Consider the following 16,902-nt stretch of genomic DNA (forward strand, 5'->3'; position numbering starts at 1 on the left):
CCAACTTATCTCCATTTATTTTTCTTGCCGAGCTCACCCGAACGGTAGGGTCAGTTTGATGTTGCTAGATTCTTTATTGTTGCAAGGGTACGAGTATGACCTCAAATTTATATACCAGACATAAAACCCTCTGACACAGCTTATAACTCTACCTCTGGCTCTCTGGTAAATGCAATCTAAGTCACGAGGTTTTATCAAGATTTTGTGGCTGCTGGGTTAGTTTTTAGAGAGGATGGTAAAAAGTGTTAATAATATTGCCAGTATTTGTTATTGAGCATCCGGCTGTTTTTATTAATGATTCTTACACTGAGCTAGAGGGTTTAGCGGTCGCTGAATAATAGCGGCGTTAGCGGGGAATTAGCGCCTATATTAAGTGCTTAAATTAAGTACCTTCCCTAAGCACCTCGATTAAGCCTCTATATTAGGCACCCATATAATGATAATAATTGGTAACAGTATGGCTTCGATTAGATCACTCATTCACTGTTTTGCGTTAGCTGTTTTATGCGGCAGTCACGGCGTGTCTGCCGAGGCCATCGCTGACCGGTTGAATACTCCGGCATTCATGTCTTCGCATGCTGAGCAGCGCTTAATGTTGGATATTACCGCGCAGGGGCATCAGTTGGTCGCGGTGGGCGATCATGGCATAGTGCTGCGTTCGACCGATCAAGGGCAGCACTGGCAGCAACAGGCAACGCCGTTCAGTGTCATGCTCACCTCAATCTTCTCGACGGATCAACAGCACGCTTGGCTCACCGGTCATGATGGTTTGTTGGCCGTCAGTCATGATGGTGGCGTTAGTTGGACGCCTTCATTGGACGGTCATCAGATTAATCAATTACGTTTACAGCGATTGCAGGCAAATGTCAGCGCGCTAAAGGCTCGGGTTGATGCTGAACCGGAGAATGCCTTATTAGCCGAACAGTTGGACGACGCTGCATGGTATGCCGATGACGCGGCCATGGCGGTGGAGGAAGGGCCGAGTATTCCTCTGTTAGATGTTTGGTTTGCTAATCGTCAGCGAGGCTTTGCGTTGGGGGCTTATGGTTTGCTGCTGAAAACCGATGATGGCGGTGAGAACTGGGTGTATTGGGGGGATCGTTTGGAGAATCCGGATAATTTCCATCTGCATGCAATACGGCTTGATCATCGCGGCTATCTCTATATCGCCGGTGAAGCGGGGTTGTTGTTTCGTTCCGTAGACGGCGGTGAACGTTGGACGCGTATTGTAACGCCTTATGATGGGTCCTTTTTTAGTATCACTGAATTTCAGCAACAATTATTTCTGATGGGATTACGGGGGCACCTGTATCGGTCGGAGGATGGACTCGATTGGCAGGCGGTGAATACGGGTGATAAGGCAACCCTGCTTGGTGCCGTGGTCGATGCGCAAAAGCTGCTGTTATTGGGGCAGGGTGGTTTGCTGCTGCAGAGCTCAGATGGTCAGCACTTTACTCGTTTAGATAGCGGCGAGCGGCGCTCGATGAGTGCTGGGGTGGCGGTGGATGGCGGTTATATTTTGGCTGGTGAGGGTGGTTTACTGAGCGTGGAGAGCGAACATGAATAAGTTCTCTAGGCTATTGTTAGCGCCGATTAAAGGCTCGGAAGAGTTAGCCGAGCGTTTTCTGTTTCATCATCGGCTAACGGTGCTATCGGTGTTTACTGTGCTGACGCTGTTATTGGCTTGGCAGGCGGTGCAGATTCGCCCCGATGCCAGTTTTGTGAAGATGATTCCGAGCGCTCATCCTTATGTGGAGAACTACCTTAAAAATCGTGATGATCTTGCCGGTTTAGGTAACAGTATTCGGGTTGCTGTTGCGGTCAAGGAGGGCGATATTTTCACCGCAGATTATCAACAAACGCTGCAGAAAATTACCGATGAACTGTTTTTTATTCCTGGGGTTGATCGCTCGGCGCTAACCTCCATTTGGACGCCGAATGTACGCTGGACCGAGGTGACTGAAGACGGTTTTGTTGGCGGACCGGTTATTCCGCCGGAATATGATGGCTCGGCTGCGAGTCTAGAACAGGTGAAACTGAATATTCTACGCTCGGGTCAGGTGGGGCGGCTGGTAGCGAATGATTTTCGCTCGGCGATTGTGCAGGTGCCGCTGTTTGATAAGCATCCCGATAGCGGTGAAAAACTCGATTATCAGGCGTTATCTCAGCAGTTAGAAACCTTGATTCGGGATAAATATCAGTCCGATAAAGTCACGGTGCATATCACCGGCTTTGCTAAAATTGTCGGCGATCTAATCGATGGTGCGGCTCAGGTGGCGGTGTTCTTTGCTATCGCGCTGCTGATTACTTTGGTGCTGCTCTATCTCTACTCTCGCAGTATGACCGCGACCCTAGTACCGCTGGCATGTTCGGTGATCGCGGTGATTTGGCAATTGGGTTTGTTAAAGTTATTGGGCTTTGGTCTCGATCCCTATTCGATGTTAGTGCCCTTTTTAGTGTTTGCCATTGCGGTGAGTCATGGGGTGCAGATCGTTAATACCATAGCGCTGGAAAGTGCGCGCGGTGCACCGCGTTGGTTAGCGGCGCGGCGAGCATTTCGAGCGCTGTATATTCCGGGGCTGACCGCCCTGCTATCCGATGGTATCGGCTTTGTGACGCTGATGGTGATCGATATCCGCGTGATTCAAGACTTAGCGATTGCCGCCTCTTTAGGGATCGCGGTGATTATCCTGACGAATCTGTTTTTGTTACCGGTGATTATGTCGCTGTTAGGCATTGGCGAGCGAGCTACTCAGCGGGCCTTAAAAGCCACACAGAAGCCGAGCACTTACTGGCGGCGTCTAACCTGGTTTACCACACCGGTGGGGGCTCGTGCTGCGGTGAGTATCGCCGGCGTGTTATTGATCGCGGGTCTATATCAGGGACAGGCACTGCAAATTGGTGATCTAGACAGTGGCGCTCCAGAATTACGGGCCGACTCTCGTTATAACCTTGATAATCGTTTTATTACTCAGCATTACTCGACCTCGAGTGACGCCTTTGTGGTGATGGTCGGCACTGAAAAAGATCATTGCTCCAGTTTTAATACCTTGTCGCTAGTGGATCGTTTTCAATATTACCTGACGAATATTGAGGGCGTGCAATCCAGCGTTTCCTTGGTGGATGTCTCCAAACGGGTGACATCGGGCCTTAACGAAGGCAACCTCAAGTGGCGAGCGATTAGCCGTAATCAGTTGATCATCAATGCATCGCTTGCTTATGTTCCCGCGGGGTTAATGAATCCGTCCTGCTCTCTGTTACCGGTGATTATCTTTTTGGATGATCATAAGGCTGAAACATTACAGCGTTTGACTGGACAAATTGAACAGTTTGCCCATCGCTACGATTCTGAGCAGATACGCTTTGAGATGGCGGCGGGTAATGCCGGTTTTGAAGCGGCCACCAATGAGGTGATCGGGATTGCTCAATATCAAATGTTAGCCTGGGTGTATGGCGTGGTGGGGTTGCTCTGTTTGCTGACCTTTCGTTCCCTAAAAACACTGATCTGTATTATCGCACCGTTGGCGTTAACCTCCATTCTCTGTCAGGCACTGATGGCCAGTTTGGGGATCGGCGTTAAAGTGGCGACTCTGCCGGTGATTGCGCTGGGGGTGGGTATCGGGGTCGATTATGGCATTTATATTTATTCTAAGCTGAATACCTATCTGGTACAGGGGATGGCGCTGTCAGAAGCCTACCTCAATACACTGAAAACCACCGGTAAGTCGGTTGCTTTTACGGGTTTAACCTTGGCGATCGGCGTGGTGCTGTGGGTTTTCTCGCCGATTAAGTTTCAAGCCGATATGGGGATCTTGTTAACCTTCATGTTCCTCTGGAATATGCTCGGTGCACTGATATTAATTCCCGCCTTAGCCTGCTTACTCAAGTGTGACGCGACCGCTGCGGCGCTAAAAAGTACGCATCAATCGGAGGTGCACGATGCTGTTAAATAAACGTTTATTACTGGTGCTAGATGATCAAGATCCGGCCTGTCTTGCACTGCAACGCGGTCATTTAATTGCTACTCGTTTGCACAGTCCGGTGAGTATCGTGTGGCTCGGAGATGACGTCGTAAAAGCGGGACAAGCGGTGGCGCAACTGGAGGCCGACGGTATCGCTGTCACGCTGTATCATTGTGCACGTCATAAGCTATTAAAACAGCTATCTGAGCTATTGTTACAACAACCTGTTGGCTTGTTAATCAAAAGCTGTGATCCACGCACGTTAGGTTTTATGACCTCGATTGATGGGCATATTTTACGCGATCTGCCTTGCCCGGTGTTACTGATCAAAGAGCAACGCCTTTGGCAGGGAGGGGTGGTGATGGCGGCGGTAAATGCGTTAACCGACGATCCGCAGCAGATACAGCTGAACGATGATTTGATGCGGGTGGCCGCTCAGATAGCCGTCGTAACGGAATCAGCGCTGACGGCGGCGGTTGCTTACCCTTCGGCGATGATGGGCGCGGATCCCGTCTTACAATCGGAACATTTAATACAAGCGAAAGCTGAGCAAGCGTTAGCGGCGCAGTTGAGACGTTTAGCATTGACGGTGCAGGCGATGGCCGTCGGGGAAGGACCGGCGGAGCACTGGCTGCCGCTCGCCGCGCAACAGTTACAGGCGCGACTGACGGTGATCGGGACGCGGGCGCGAGGTGGTTTAAAGGGCGCATTGATTGGCAATACCGCCGAACGCATCCTCACGCGGTTAGAGGGTGATATTTTGGTGTTACGCATCGGACTGGCGGATGAGGTTGTTCCCTTATTAAACCAGTGAGCCTGTTGATACGTTTTAAAAGCCCGATTTTTCGGGCTTTTTTGTCAATGAATTTTAGTGAGTGAATGTTTTTTACTTCTTTGATTTATAAGCTTTAATTAATAGTTATTAAGCCTATGAATTTTTGTGTTAGTGATAATGGCGGGTTTTGTTATTGGTAAATAAGGGCGCTTAATAGATCCTTGGTGCATACAATAAATAACTAAACCTATCGCTATCAACGATGCATCTAAGTTAGCGGTAGCGTTACAAGATCTATCGAGGTGTCATCATGCCGGAATATAAAGCGCCCTTAAGAGATATTCAGTTTGTACTGAATGAAATGCTGCAAAGTGAACAACATTATCAGCGTCTGCCCGGTTGTGAAGAAGCGACACCGGATATGGTGAGTGCTATTTTGGATGAGGGCGCTAAATTTGCAGAGCGTGTTTTGGCGCCATTGAATCAGGTGGGAGATCAACAAGGTTGTCAGTTGCATGATGGCGTTGTCACAACACCGACAGGCTTCAAAGAGGCTTATCAACAATTTGTTGAGGGCGGCTGGCCTTCGCTACCGCACGATCCGCAATGGGGCGGGCAGGGGTTACCAGAATCGATCGGTATTATCTTAAATGAATTGGTGGGCTCGGCTAACTGGTCCTGGAGTATGTATCCGGGCTTGAGTCACGGTGCGATGAATACGATTGAAGCCCATGGTAGCGATGCTCAGAAGCAAACCTATCTGACTAAATTGATCAGTGGTGAGTGGACCGGCACCATGTGTTTGACAGAAGCCCATTGCGGTACTGATTTGGGCATGTTGCGTACCAAGGCAGAACCGCAGGCGGATGGCAGCTATCATATCAGCGGCACCAAAATCTTCATCTCTGCCGGTGAGCATGATATGGCGGATAACATTGTGCATATCGTGCTAGCGCGCCTACCGGATGCCCCTCAGGGCACGAAAGGTATCTCGCTATTTATCGTGCCGAAGTTTCTGCCCGATAGTGACGGTGCCATCGGCGAGCGTAATCGCCTCAGTTGTGGTGCGTTGGAACATAAAATGGGCATTCATGGTAACGCTACCTGCGTTATGAATTTCGATGCTGCGACCGGTTACCTGATCGGGCCAGAAAATAAAGGTCTCAATTGTATGTTTACCTTTATGAATACTGCCCGTATCGGCACCGCCTTGCAGGGGCTAGCTCATACCGAGTGGGGTTATCAGAACTCCTTAGCCTACGCGCGTGATCGTCTACAGATGCGAGCATTGAACGGCCCTGCTTATCCGGATCAAGCCGCCGATCCGATTATTGTGCACCCCGATGTGCGGCGGATGTTGCTGACCCAAAAAGCCTTTGCTGAAGGGGGACGAGCGTTGATTTATTACTGTGCGCAGTTAGTGGATAGCGCTCATCTGAACGCTGATAAGGCGCAACGTCAAGAGGCCGAGACACAGTTGGCATTTTTGACGCCGATCGCTAAAGCCTTTTTGACTGAAACCGGTTTTGAATCCGCTAATCTAGGTCTGCAGATATTTGGCGGTCATGGCTATATTAGCGAATGGGGCATGGAGCAGAACGTACGTGATAGCCGTATCTCGATGCTGTATGAAGGCACCACCGGTATTCAGGCGCTGGATCTGTTAGGCCGTAAAGTCTTGATGACGCAAGGCGAGTCGTTGAAATCCTTTACCAAAGTGGTACATAAATTCTGTCAGTCACAGGCGGATAATAGCGCGATGGCTGAATTTATCAGTCCATTGACACGGTTGAATCGCGAATGGGGCGATCTAACCCTGCGTATCGGTATGAAAGCGATGCAAAATCGTGAAGAAGTGGGGGCGGCATCGGTTGATTATCTGATGTACTCCGGGTACGTGACGATGGCTTATCTGTGGGCCAGAATGGCGGTTGTGGCGCAGGCGAAAATCGATACAGATGCCGGCGATCACGCTTTCTATCAAGCGAAGCTGAAAACGGCACGCTTCTATTTCGAGCGTATTTTACCGCGCACTAAAACCTTAGAAGCGACGATTGATTCGGGGGCTGACAACCTGTTGGCGATGGATATCGCTGAATTCTCTCATTGATTGGTTGACGTGACGTTGATGCAACGACTGCAATCTAAAGCGATTAACAGTAAGGCAGGCCGAGCCGTTATCTCGAGTCTGCTGAGATTAAATCATCGTCTGCGGCGGCTAGGCCAATGTTCCGTTCAGACGACTCACCGGCAGGAGAACATAAACATGAGTGAGATTAAACAGTTGTTTACCCAGATGGTAGCGCGTTTTGATCGTGCTGCGGCTGCAGATCTTGAGGCGGTGTTTCAATACCGGCTGGATGAAGGCGATACGTATTACGTGGTCATCTCGGCGGGGCAATGTACCCTGAGCGAAGGTGAGCATGATGAGCCGAGTGTTAGCCTGTTAATGGATGCTGAAACCTTTAAAGAGGTGCTAGACGGTGATACTAATGGTATGCAAGCCTTTATGGCGGGCCGTATTCGAGCCGAGGGCGACATTATGTTAGCGACCCGATTGGAAGGATTGTTTCCAGTCGGCTAAGCAGAGGGTGTGCAGCATCCGCTCGGTGCTGCTTCTGCGACGGCTTTAGCTGCGCACGGTGGCGGCAGTGAATGGATTAGCGAGTCATTCTTGCATTAAAAGTGATACAACAATAACAATAAACAGGATCTGAATATGGATCATACAACACGTGGCGATTGGATTCCTGACAGTCTCAATCCCCGAGGCTATCAGACATTGACTGACGTTATTGCGCGCACAGTGAATGATTATGCCGATAAAACCGCTTTCACTAGCTTTGGTTATGCCATGAGTTATGCCGAGCTAGGCCGACTGTCAGATGCCTTTGCGGTCTATCTGCAACAGGAAACCGATTTACAACCGGGCGAACGCATCGCCATTCAGTTACCAAACATTAATCAGTATCCCGTTATTTTGTTTGGTGCATTGAAGGCGGGTTTAGTGATTGTGAATACCAATCCATTGTATACCCCCCGCGAACTGGAAAATCAGTTTAAAGATTCCGGTGCGCGAGCGTTAGTGGTGTATACCGGCGTTGCGCATAACGTCGATAAAATTATTGCCAATACTCATCTTAAATATGTATTTACCACGCAGATTGCCGATTTGCACTCGCCACTGAAACGACTATTGATCAATTCGGTGGCTAAATATGTGAAAAAGCTGGAGCCCGAGTATCACCTGCCGCAAGCCATCGAACTGCGACAGATATTAACACAGAAAGCGGGACAGCAGCCGACGATCGTAACGCAGCAGAGTCATGATATCGCGGTGTTGCAGTACACCGGAGGCACGACTGGGGTTTCTAAAGGGGCGATGCTGACGCATGCCAACCTGATCTCGAATTTTTTACAAGGGGTCAAACTGATCTCGACGGCCGATCAACATTGGGCCGAGACTGTCGTCTCGCCGTTACCGCTGTATCACATTTATGCCTTTACGCTGTCGATGGCGGTGCTGGAACTCGGCGGCAATAATCTGTTGATTGCCAACCCTCGTGATATCGATGGCTTCGTTAAAGCCTTACAGCAGCAGGCTTTTTCAGCGTTTATCGGCCTGAATACGCTGTTTGTCGCGATTTGTAATCATAAAGATAGCCGCAAAATCGATTTCAGTCAGCTGAAAGTGACGCTCTCGGGTGGCATGGCGTTGACGCTATCGGCAGCCACCACGTGGCAAGACATGACCGGTTGTGAAATCTTGGAAGCCTATGGTCTAACGGAAACATCGCCAGCGGTGGCGATGAATCCTCCCGATCATATTCGTGTCGGCACCATAGGGCCGCCGGTGGCGGAGACTCAGGTCAAAATAATCGGACTGGATGGGCAAGCGGTCGCCACGGGTGAAGTAGGCGAGCTCTGTGTCAAAGGGCCTCAGGTGATGTTGGGCTATTGGCACAACGAGCAGGCGACTCGCAGCTGTTTTACCGATGATGGCTATTTTATCACCGGCGATGTGGCGAGCATGGATGCCGATGGCTATCTGCGCATTGTCGATCGAGCGAAAGATATGATCAATGTATCGGGTTTTAATGTCTACCCCAATGAGATTGAGGATATCGTTACCCTACATCCTGGCGTCATTGAGTGCGCGGCGATCGGTATACCGGATGATCATAGTGGCGAAATAGTGAAATTATTTGTCGTGGCTAAGGATGAGTTGAGCCGTGATGAGATTCGTGATTGGTGTAAGGAGCGTCTAACCGCCTATAAAGTGCCTAAAATCGTTGAATTCACCGATGACTTACCCAAATCAAATGTAGGTAAAGTGCTGCGCCGTTGCCTGCGTAATGATAATAATGCGGGTAGCCATGCCGCTTAAGACGGGAGATGATCATGGCGTTTTCTAAGCCGCTTCGACGGACCTTACAGCATCGTCGTCATGTTCAATGTGATGGCTATAAGCGTGACGATGGCTTGTGGGATATCGATGCGCGGATGACGGATATTAAAACCGCAGCGGTGCCCTTACCTCTCGGCGGGGAAGTTCCCGCAGGTGAGCCTTTTCATGATTTAGGGCACGGATCACCATCGATCAACAGCTCAAGATCCATGCCGTGGAGGCCTATATCGATGCCTCGCCTTTTACGTTATGCGCGTATATCACTGAGGCATTTAAGCAGCTCAAAGGCAGCCGTATTGGCCCCGGTTGGTTGCGTCAATGTAAGCAATTGCCGGTTATTGCGACGACGGCCATTCAAACACTCTGGCCTAGCAGTGATGCGGATGTCATGACCTTGGGTGCACCATTAATGATCAATAGTTGTCATAGTTGGTCGCAGAACAGTGATGTTATCAAAGTGTTATTGCCTGAATACTTTGATCCTGCTGATCCTGATGTGACAGATGCCGATACCCTTTCAGCCCCGACTATTTAGGAGTTCAATGTGAGTGATTTAGTAAAAATTGCTACTCAGGATCAAGTTCGTCAAATTTTAATGAATCGTCCTGAGAAAAAAAATGCACTGACGCTGACGATGTATCAGGCGCTAACCGATGCCTTGTTAGCCGCCGATGAAGATCCTGATGTCCGCGTGATTATGCTCGGTTCAAGCGGCGATAGCTTCTGTGCAGGTAATGATATTAATGACTTTATCGCTGCGGTAAATCGTCCGGATGCGATACAAGCGCCGCTGTTGTTTTTGCAAACGTTGGCTTCACTGACAACGCCATTGATCGCGGTCGTGCCGGGTATGGCGGTCGGTATCGGCACGACGATACTGTTGTATTGTGATCTGGTGATAGCGTCTCAGCAGGCCTGTTTTCAATTACCGTTTGCTCGCTTAGGCTTGGTGCCGGAAGGAGGCTCTAGTCTTTTGATACCACAGCTAGTCGGCCATCGTCGAGCCTTCGAGCTACTGGTGATCGGCGAACAATTCAGTGCGCAAACGGCGCAAACATTGGGCCTGGTGAATTGGCTGGAAGCGCCGTCGAGTTTAACCGAACGAGCCTGGCTTGAGGCGACTAAGTTGGCGGCACTGCCCCCAGACGCGGTACGTCAGAGTAAGGCGATGTTGCGCCGCCATACACAGTCACAGTTAGAGGCAGTGCTGGTGGCTGAGGTGAAACAGTTTGCTGCGCGGTTGACCTCTGAGGAAGCCAACGAAGCATTGCTGGCATTTATTCAAAAACGAACCGCGGATTTCTCCCGCTTTTAACGGCTGTCCCTAGTGACGTTGCGTTGAGTCGCTGAACTCGCTTTAATGCCGCTGCTGATTGCCCTTATGGCGCAGTAAAAGATCGCCGTACAGGGCTTTAATCTCGGCAATATCTTTTTCACTATCACCGCTCGGATAGTACGCGGTATAGATACCGGCTTGACGAGTACGCCAGTCGATATAGGTCACCATAATCGGTACGTTGGCTTGATGAGCAATATGGTAAAAGCCGGTTTTCCATTCATCGACGCGAGCGCGTGTGCCTTCGGGGGTAATCACGAGGTAAAGCTGATCCGCTTGTTGCAACTGAGTCGCCGCTTGAGACACGACATTCAGTGATTTTGAGCGGTTAATGGGAATGCCGCCTAGCCACATCATTAAGTGTCGAAACGGAAACTTGAAAATCTGTACCTTACCCATCCAGTAGATCGGCAATTGCTGACTAAATCCCAGCATCAGCGCGTAGGGTAGATCCCAGTTACTGGTGTGTGGGGCGCCGATCAGCACACACTTATTTATCCCCTCAATGGCGGAGAAATCTACCCGCCAACCCTTGTGTTGCAGAAACTTGCGAGACAACCAGCGTAGTGGCGCTCGAAACATAGGACTATTAAAAATGGTTGAGTGCATAACGGTCAGTCAATATTCGCGGCTTTAATCAGCATTGTAGTGCTATTTGCGCTGATCAGATACGAAATGCTCGGTATGACTGAGGCGCAAAACGTCATAAATACTGGCTGCTGGCAGAAAAATAGCGTTGTTGTGCGATGATTGCGCAAAAATGTCACACCTGTCTTTCTATTTATCTTGCTGTTTTTAAAGGGTATCTATTTCATTTAAACGATTATGTTAGCGAATAAGGCTATTTTTGTTATTGCTGGAAAGTTACCGGAGTCTAGTATTAATAAGCCTGAGCTGTACGCCGTTTTATCTCTTTTTTGGCTTCGACAGTCCGGCGTACAGAAGAGGAGTCAGGTGCCTGACTATGACTAACAATAATTATCCTGAGTATGGAGTGCACCATGCAATTTGAAGGAAAGGCTATTCGGGTTCAGGAGATCGACAGCGGTTTTTACGAGCTGACATTTGATCTGATCAATGAGCCTGTGAATAAGTTTAATCGGCTGACTCTGAGAGAGTTGAAAGACGCGGTGACACAACTCAGTGCGGTTGAAGGTATTAACGGGGTGCTGTTTAGCAGCGCTAAAGAGTGCTTTATCGTTGGCGCAGATATTACGGAGTTCAGCTCGCTGTTTGATCAGGGTGAAGAGGGCTTGATTGCCGCCTTGTTAGACACCCATGGAATCTTTAATGCGGTGGAAGACCTACCGTGTCCAACGGTCACGGCGATCAATGGTTTGGCGCTCGGTGGCGGATTTGAATTATGTCTGTCGACCGATTATCGGGTGATGGGCAATAAAGCGAAAGTTGGCTTGCCGGAAGTTAAATTAGGTATTAATCCGGGCTGGGGCGGTATTGTTCGCTTGCCGCGTCTGATCGGTATCGATAACGCTCATGAGTGGATCTGTAGCGGCGCGGAAAAGCGGGCCGCAGCGGCTTTGAAAGATGGTGCGGTAGACGCGGTGGTAGAACAACATCAAGTACGTGAAGCGGGCATTAATCTGTTACGTCAGTGTGCTGCCGGTAAGTTTGATTACGCCGCGCGTCGTCAAATTAAACAAAGCCCGGTGAAGTTGAATCAGATCGAACAGATGATGGCCTTCGAAACCGCTAAAGGTATGATCGGTGCGAAAGCGGGGCCACATTATCCGGCGCCGTTACAAGCGGTTAAAACGATCCAAAAATCCTGCGGTATGACGCGTGATAAAGCGATTCTGGCTGAAGCTCAAGGCGTTGCTAAATTGGCCTCCGGTCCGGTGGTGAAAGCGCTGGTGGGTCTGTTTATGAAAGATCAGTATGTTAAAAAAGTCAGCCGTGGTTACGAGGCAAAAGCCGATAAGGTCAATCAGGCGGCGGTGTTAGGTGCCGGTATCATGGGCGGTGGCGTGGCTTATCAGTCGGCCTCTAAAGGGGTGCCGATCTTAATGAAGGATATCAATGAGTCTGCGATTCAATTGGGGCTGGATGAAGCGAATAAATTGCTCGCCGGTCAGCTTAAACGGGGCCGAATCGATGCGGCGAAGATGGCTACGACCATCAACCGTATTCGCCCGACCTTGAGCTATGGTGATTTTGCAACGGTCGACCTCGTGGTCGAAGCTGTGGTTGAGAACCAAAAGGTCAAAGCGATGGTGCTGGCGGAAACCGAGCAACATATCACTGAAGATGCGGTATTAGCGTCTAACACCTCGACGATTTCTATTAATGCCTTGGCTAAATCCCTTAAACGGCCGGAAAATTTCTGCGGTATGCACTTCTTTAACCCTGTGCATATGATGCCGCTAGTGGAAGTGATTCGCGGTGAACAAACCTCCGCTGCCACTATCGCGCGAACGGTAGCCTATGCATCGGCGATGGGTAAAACTCCGATTGTAGTGAATGACTGTCCGGGGTTCTTGGTGAATCGCGTACTGTTTCCTTACTTTGGTGGTTTCAGTGGCTTATTGCAGGATGGCGCTGATTTCCGTCAAGTTGATAAGGTGATGGAACGTTTTGGTTGGCCAATGGGGCCTGCCTATCTGCTCGATGTGGTGGGTATTGATACCGCCCATCATGCGGATCAGGTGATGGCAGCCGGCTTCCCTGAACGGATGTCCCATGAGGGCGAATCGGTCATCGACAGGATGTTCTCACTGGAGCGTTTTGGACAGAAGAACAACAAAGGCTTCTATCGTTACGAGCTGGATCGAAAAGGTAAACCGGCTAAGTTGCCGGATGTTGAAGTCGATGCATTAATCGAAGGGGTCGTCGGCACGGGGCGTGACGTCGATGAACAAGAAATTATCGAACGGATGATGATTCCTCTGTGTATCGAGACGGTTCGTTGTCTAGAAGAGGGTGTTGTTGCCTCTCCGGCAGAAGCGGATATGGCGATGATCTACGGTATTGGCTTTCCACCCTTCCGCGGCGGTGTATTCCATTATCTTGATGAGATGGGGCTCGCAGCCTTCTGTGCCATGACGGCTAAGTACGCTGAGTTAGGCCCCTTGTATCAGCCTACTGAGACGATGCGGCAGATGGCCGCTGCGGGTTCAACTTACTTAAATAACACAGCTCACTAAGGAGGAATCGAAGATGAGTTTGAATCCAAATGATGTCGTCATCGTCGATGCGGTACGTACCCCCATGGGTAAATCCAAAGGCGGTTCCTTCCGTCATGTTCGAGCTGAAGCGTTATCGGCACGAGTGATGACGGGTTTGTTAGAACGTAACCCGAACGTCAACCCTGCTGATATTGAGGATGTGATCTGGGGATGTGTTAACCAAACCAAAGAGCAAGGCTTTAATATTGGCCGCAATGCGGCGGTTTTAGCGGGCTTGCCTCATAGTGTCGCGGCGCAGACGATTAACCGTCTGTGTGGCTCCTCTATGGCGGCGCTGCATACCGCGGCTCAAGCGATTATGACCGGCAACGGCGATCAATTTATGGTGGGTGGCGTTGAGCATATGGGCCACTTAGATATTCTTCACGGGATCGATATCAACCCGCAGATGAGCACTCAGGTTGCTAAAGCGGCAATGATGATGGGGCTGACGGCGGAGATGCTGGGCAGGATGAACGGTATCAGTCGAGAACAGCAGGACGCCTTCGCTGCCCGCTCTCACCGTCTAGCCGATGAAGCTCGCCGTGAAGGCCGTTTTGATAATGAGATCGTGCCGGTCGAGGGGCATGATGAAAATGGCTTTAAATCGTTGCTGGAGCAGGATGAAGTGATTCGTCCTGAATCCACCGTGGAAACTCTAGGACAGCTAAAACCTGTGTTTGTACCGAAGGTGGGTACGGTGACTGCTGGCACCTCCTCGGCGTTTTCTGATGGTGCCTCGGGGATGTTAATGATGTCAGCGGCTAAGGCTCAAGCGTTAGGCCTCACACCGCGGGCGAAGATACGCTCGATGGCGGTTGCGGGATGTGATCCTTCAATTATGGGTTATGGTCCAGTACCGGCCAGTCAGAAAGCGCTAAAGCGGGCTGGTTTGCGCATCGAAGATATCGATTATGTCGAGCTGAACGAAGCGTTTGCGGCACAGGGCCTAGCGGTACTGAAAAACCTTAAGCTACTAGAGCAGATGGAAGAGCGCGTCAATCTCAATGGTGGCGCCATCGCCTTAGGTCATCCGCTGGGGTGTTCCGGTACGCGCATATCCACCACATTGCTGAATGTGATGGAGCAAAATGACGGTACGTTGGGCCTAGCAACGATGTGTATCGGCATGGGGCAGGGGATTGCGACGGTGTTTGAACGTTTGAATTAAGCGGCTAACCCGCCTCAGCAGTAAGTGGCCTTCAAGGTTGCTTGCTGTGTGCCTGAAAACCTCGGATACTGTGATTTGTCGTCAGCTTATTCGAGGTTTTTTTATTTGAATTTTTTCGCTCATCTCGTGTTGGCTCAGCCGACCATTGAATCTCGAGTGGGTAATCTGTTGGGAGATTTTGCCCGAGGCGTCGATACTCAAACGCTGCCTGCTGAGGTATTTGAGGGGCTGATGAATCACCGGCGGGTCGATCAATTCACCGATCAGCATCCACAAGTTCGCCGACTCAAAGGTTATTTCAGTGTGCAGCGTCGGCGATTTTCAGGCATCGCTTTAGATGTGTTGTTTGATCATTATTTGCTAAAGCATTGGTCGCAGCTCAGTGGTACGCCGGTCGATCAAGTGATTGATGCTCTGTATGCTGATCTCATGGCAGGGCAATCGTTGATGCCTAATCGCATGCAAGTGGTGACACAACGGCTGGTGGACACGGATTGGTTTCGTGCTTATCAAACGTTAGAGGGGGTTAGTTACGCGTTGGATCGGATTGCGAGACGGATTCGTTTCCGTCATGACTTTAGCGGTGTGGGGGAAGAGTTAGCACTGCATTACAGGCCATTTGAAGATGGATTTCGGTTGTTTTTAACGGATCTCTGTGAACGCTTTCCATCACCCTTGATCGATGCTGGAAAGCGTTAGCCGTTGCTGGAGCTTACTTACTGCTGCGTTGCGCTAAGCGTGCTTGCAGAGAGCTGATCAGTTCTTGTTGACCATGGACTTTATGGCTCACCGTCGGTGTTGCTGTCTTACGATAGCGATCGATGGTGTGAGCAATTTTTTGCTCTTTGCTCAGGCCGCTATTATGTACTACGCGTGTCAGTGTGACAGGCTTCTCAGTGAGTGCTGGCGGGGTGCTAGCGCGAGTTTTTTCTTGCTGCATCACTGCCAATTCCGCTTTTTTAGCGATATCTAAATCCAACTCGAGTCGCGTCTCGCGTAGCGCTTCAGGCGGCTTTTTGGCAGACAGCGATAGACTACTGCGCATCGCTGACTTTGGCTTCGCTTTGGGCGCTGTTTTACGCATCCCTTGAGCGCGCGCATCGATGCGGGCCATGACGGCGGCCATTTCTTGTGCTTCCGCTTTTTGACGGGAGATTTTTGTTGTTTCTCGTGCCTCTCGTTCCTGCACGATTTTTTCTTTGATCAGCTTCTCTTGCTTCGCCGACGAGACTTTACCAACCGCCAGCTTAGGCGCTGTTGATGCCTTGCTCAGCGGTTTGGCGCTGCTGACGCTGGTTTTTGATTTAGCTTTAGACGATTTGCTGCGTTTCCGAGCTTCCATGTCGGCAAGCACTTTGTTCATCGCCATGGTTTCTTTACGTTCACGCACGATGCGTTCTTCTAACTCGGCATCACGCTGTCGTGCGAGTAATTTGAGATCCGCTTCGCTAGCGGCTGTTTCGCCCGTTTCGCCGTTGGGTTTAGTGATCTCGCTTTTCAGCAGGGCTTGTTGTTCCGCTTCTTCTAATAGCGCGAGTGCCGCTTTACGTTCAGCCGCACTTTGCCGATGTACTTTGCTTGGCTTTGGCTTGGTGATCAGCCCTTGTAGACTTTTACCGTTAAAGGTTTCCATGGCGTCGGCGGTTAGTTCGCGAGCTTCGCTGAGATTATCGGCGAAGCCCCATTCGGATAGCGCGAAACTGTGCGCTCCTGCTTCACGAATATCATTGTAGAGTTCGGCTTCTACGCCAGACTCTGCCGCAATCAGCAGAGTCTCCCAATGACTATCGATATCGTTTCGGGTTGAGCCGACATAAACTTGTTTGGAAACTGTGTTGGTGATGGTGAAAATAATCAAGATATTACCCGAGGCCGCTGGCAAAAAGAGGGCGTATTATAGAGATCAGCGCGGCAAAGGTAAGACTTGAAATTTAGTTTTTTTTCAGACTTTAAAATCAATATCGCTATCTGTCTGATTTCATGGTTTTTTCGTTAGGGAAGGTGCGAATAAGTCCGTTATATTCTCTGCGGACATTAGAATGGCCAGATACGCGAAAGCCAGTGCAGC

13 protein-coding genes and 1 pseudogene are annotated in these 16,902 nt (G+C 50.1%); 12 read left to right on the forward strand and 2 right to left on the reverse strand.

All coding sequences use genetic code 11. From position 1 onward, the window contains the following. Positions 1–457: 457 nt before the first annotated feature. The 9 genes and pseudogenes from Q4488_RS16060 (at position 458) to Q4488_RS16100 (ending at position 10,460) form a co-directional block, all read left to right on the forward strand. The gene (locus tag Q4488_RS16060) at positions 458–1,567 is read left to right on the forward strand and encodes a YCF48-related protein (protein ID WP_303581500.1); all 1,110 of its coding nucleotides are present in this window, start codon (positions 458–460) and stop codon (positions 1,565–1,567) included. Then, the gene (locus tag Q4488_RS16065) at positions 1,560–3,953 is read left to right on the forward strand and encodes an RND family transporter (RefSeq protein ID WP_303581501.1); all 2,394 of its coding nucleotides are present in this window, start codon (positions 1,560–1,562) and stop codon (positions 3,951–3,953) included. Before Q4488_RS16060 ends, Q4488_RS16065 begins: the two co-directional genes overlap by 8 nt. Continuing rightward, positions 3,940–4,776, forward strand: coding sequence for a universal stress protein (locus tag Q4488_RS16070; RefSeq protein ID WP_303581502.1), 837 nt, complete (start codon positions 3,940–3,942; stop codon positions 4,774–4,776). Before Q4488_RS16065 ends, Q4488_RS16070 begins: the two co-directional genes overlap by 14 nt. Before the next feature lie 271 nt (positions 4,777–5,047). After that, complete coding sequence (locus Q4488_RS16075) at positions 5,048–6,847, forward strand: acyl-CoA dehydrogenase C-terminal domain-containing protein (RefSeq protein ID WP_303581503.1); 1,800 nt, start codon at positions 5,048–5,050, stop codon at positions 6,845–6,847. Positions 6,848–7,003: 156 nt separating this feature from the next. Then, a complete protein-coding gene (locus Q4488_RS16080; protein WP_303581504.1) occupies positions 7,004–7,321 on the forward strand; it encodes an SCP2 sterol-binding domain-containing protein in 318 nt (105 codons plus the stop codon). A gap of 135 nt (positions 7,322–7,456) precedes the next feature. Further along, a complete protein-coding gene (locus Q4488_RS16085) occupies positions 7,457–9,124 on the forward strand; it encodes an AMP-binding protein (RefSeq protein ID WP_303581505.1) in 1,668 nt (555 codons plus the stop codon). Between the two features lie 14 nt (positions 9,125–9,138). Continuing rightward, positions 9,139–9,258: pseudogene (locus Q4488_RS16090) on the forward strand (DUF2889 domain-containing protein); the annotation flags it as partial. 101 nt (positions 9,259–9,359) lie between these two features. Beyond that, positions 9,360–9,680, forward strand: a complete 321-nt coding sequence (locus Q4488_RS16095; protein ID WP_303581506.1) for a DUF2889 domain-containing protein — start codon at positions 9,360–9,362, stop codon at positions 9,678–9,680. 9 nt (positions 9,681–9,689) lie between these two features. Next, positions 9,690–10,460 carry an enoyl-CoA hydratase-related protein gene (locus Q4488_RS16100; RefSeq protein ID WP_303581507.1) on the forward strand — a complete coding sequence of 257 codons (771 nt, stop codon included), beginning with the start codon at positions 9,690–9,692 and terminating at the stop codon, positions 10,458–10,460. A 42-nt stretch (positions 10,461–10,502) separates the two neighbouring features. On the opposite strand, the gene Q4488_RS16105 is transcribed toward Q4488_RS16100, so the two are convergent. Then, positions 10,503–11,090 (reverse strand): 1-acyl-sn-glycerol-3-phosphate acyltransferase, encoded by a 588-nt coding sequence (locus Q4488_RS16105; protein WP_303581508.1) that lies wholly within the window; start codon positions 11,088–11,090, stop codon positions 10,503–10,505. A 392-nt stretch (positions 11,091–11,482) separates the two neighbouring features. Here Q4488_RS16105 and fadB point away from each other — a divergent pair, with 392 nt between their 5' ends. The 3 genes from fadB to Q4488_RS16120 all read left to right on the forward strand — a co-directional run bounded on the left by fadB (position 11,483) and on the right by Q4488_RS16120 (position 15,533). Further along, on the forward strand, positions 11,483–13,642 hold the full coding sequence (gene fadB, locus Q4488_RS16110; protein WP_303581509.1) for a fatty acid oxidation complex subunit alpha FadB: 2,160 nt from the start codon (positions 11,483–11,485) through the stop codon (positions 13,640–13,642). Positions 13,643–13,655: 13 nt separating this feature from the next. Then, complete coding sequence (gene fadA / locus Q4488_RS16115; RefSeq protein ID WP_303581510.1) at positions 13,656–14,834, forward strand: acetyl-CoA C-acyltransferase FadA; 1,179 nt, start codon at positions 13,656–13,658, stop codon at positions 14,832–14,834. A 105-nt stretch (positions 14,835–14,939) separates the two neighbouring features. Beyond that, complete coding sequence (locus Q4488_RS16120; protein WP_303581511.1) at positions 14,940–15,533, forward strand: ACP phosphodiesterase; 594 nt, start codon at positions 14,940–14,942, stop codon at positions 15,531–15,533. 13 nt (positions 15,534–15,546) lie between these two features. On the opposite strand, the gene Q4488_RS16125 is transcribed toward Q4488_RS16120, so the two are convergent. Further along, positions 15,547–16,692, reverse strand: coding sequence for a hypothetical protein (locus Q4488_RS16125; protein ID WP_303581512.1), 1,146 nt, complete (start codon positions 16,690–16,692; stop codon positions 15,547–15,549). Positions 16,693–16,902 lie beyond the last annotated feature (210 nt).

It is taken from the genome of Amphritea sp. 1_MG-2023 (assembly GCF_030547545.1).
In the GTDB taxonomy this organism is placed as follows: Bacteria; Pseudomonadota; Gammaproteobacteria; order Pseudomonadales; family Balneatricaceae; genus Amphritea.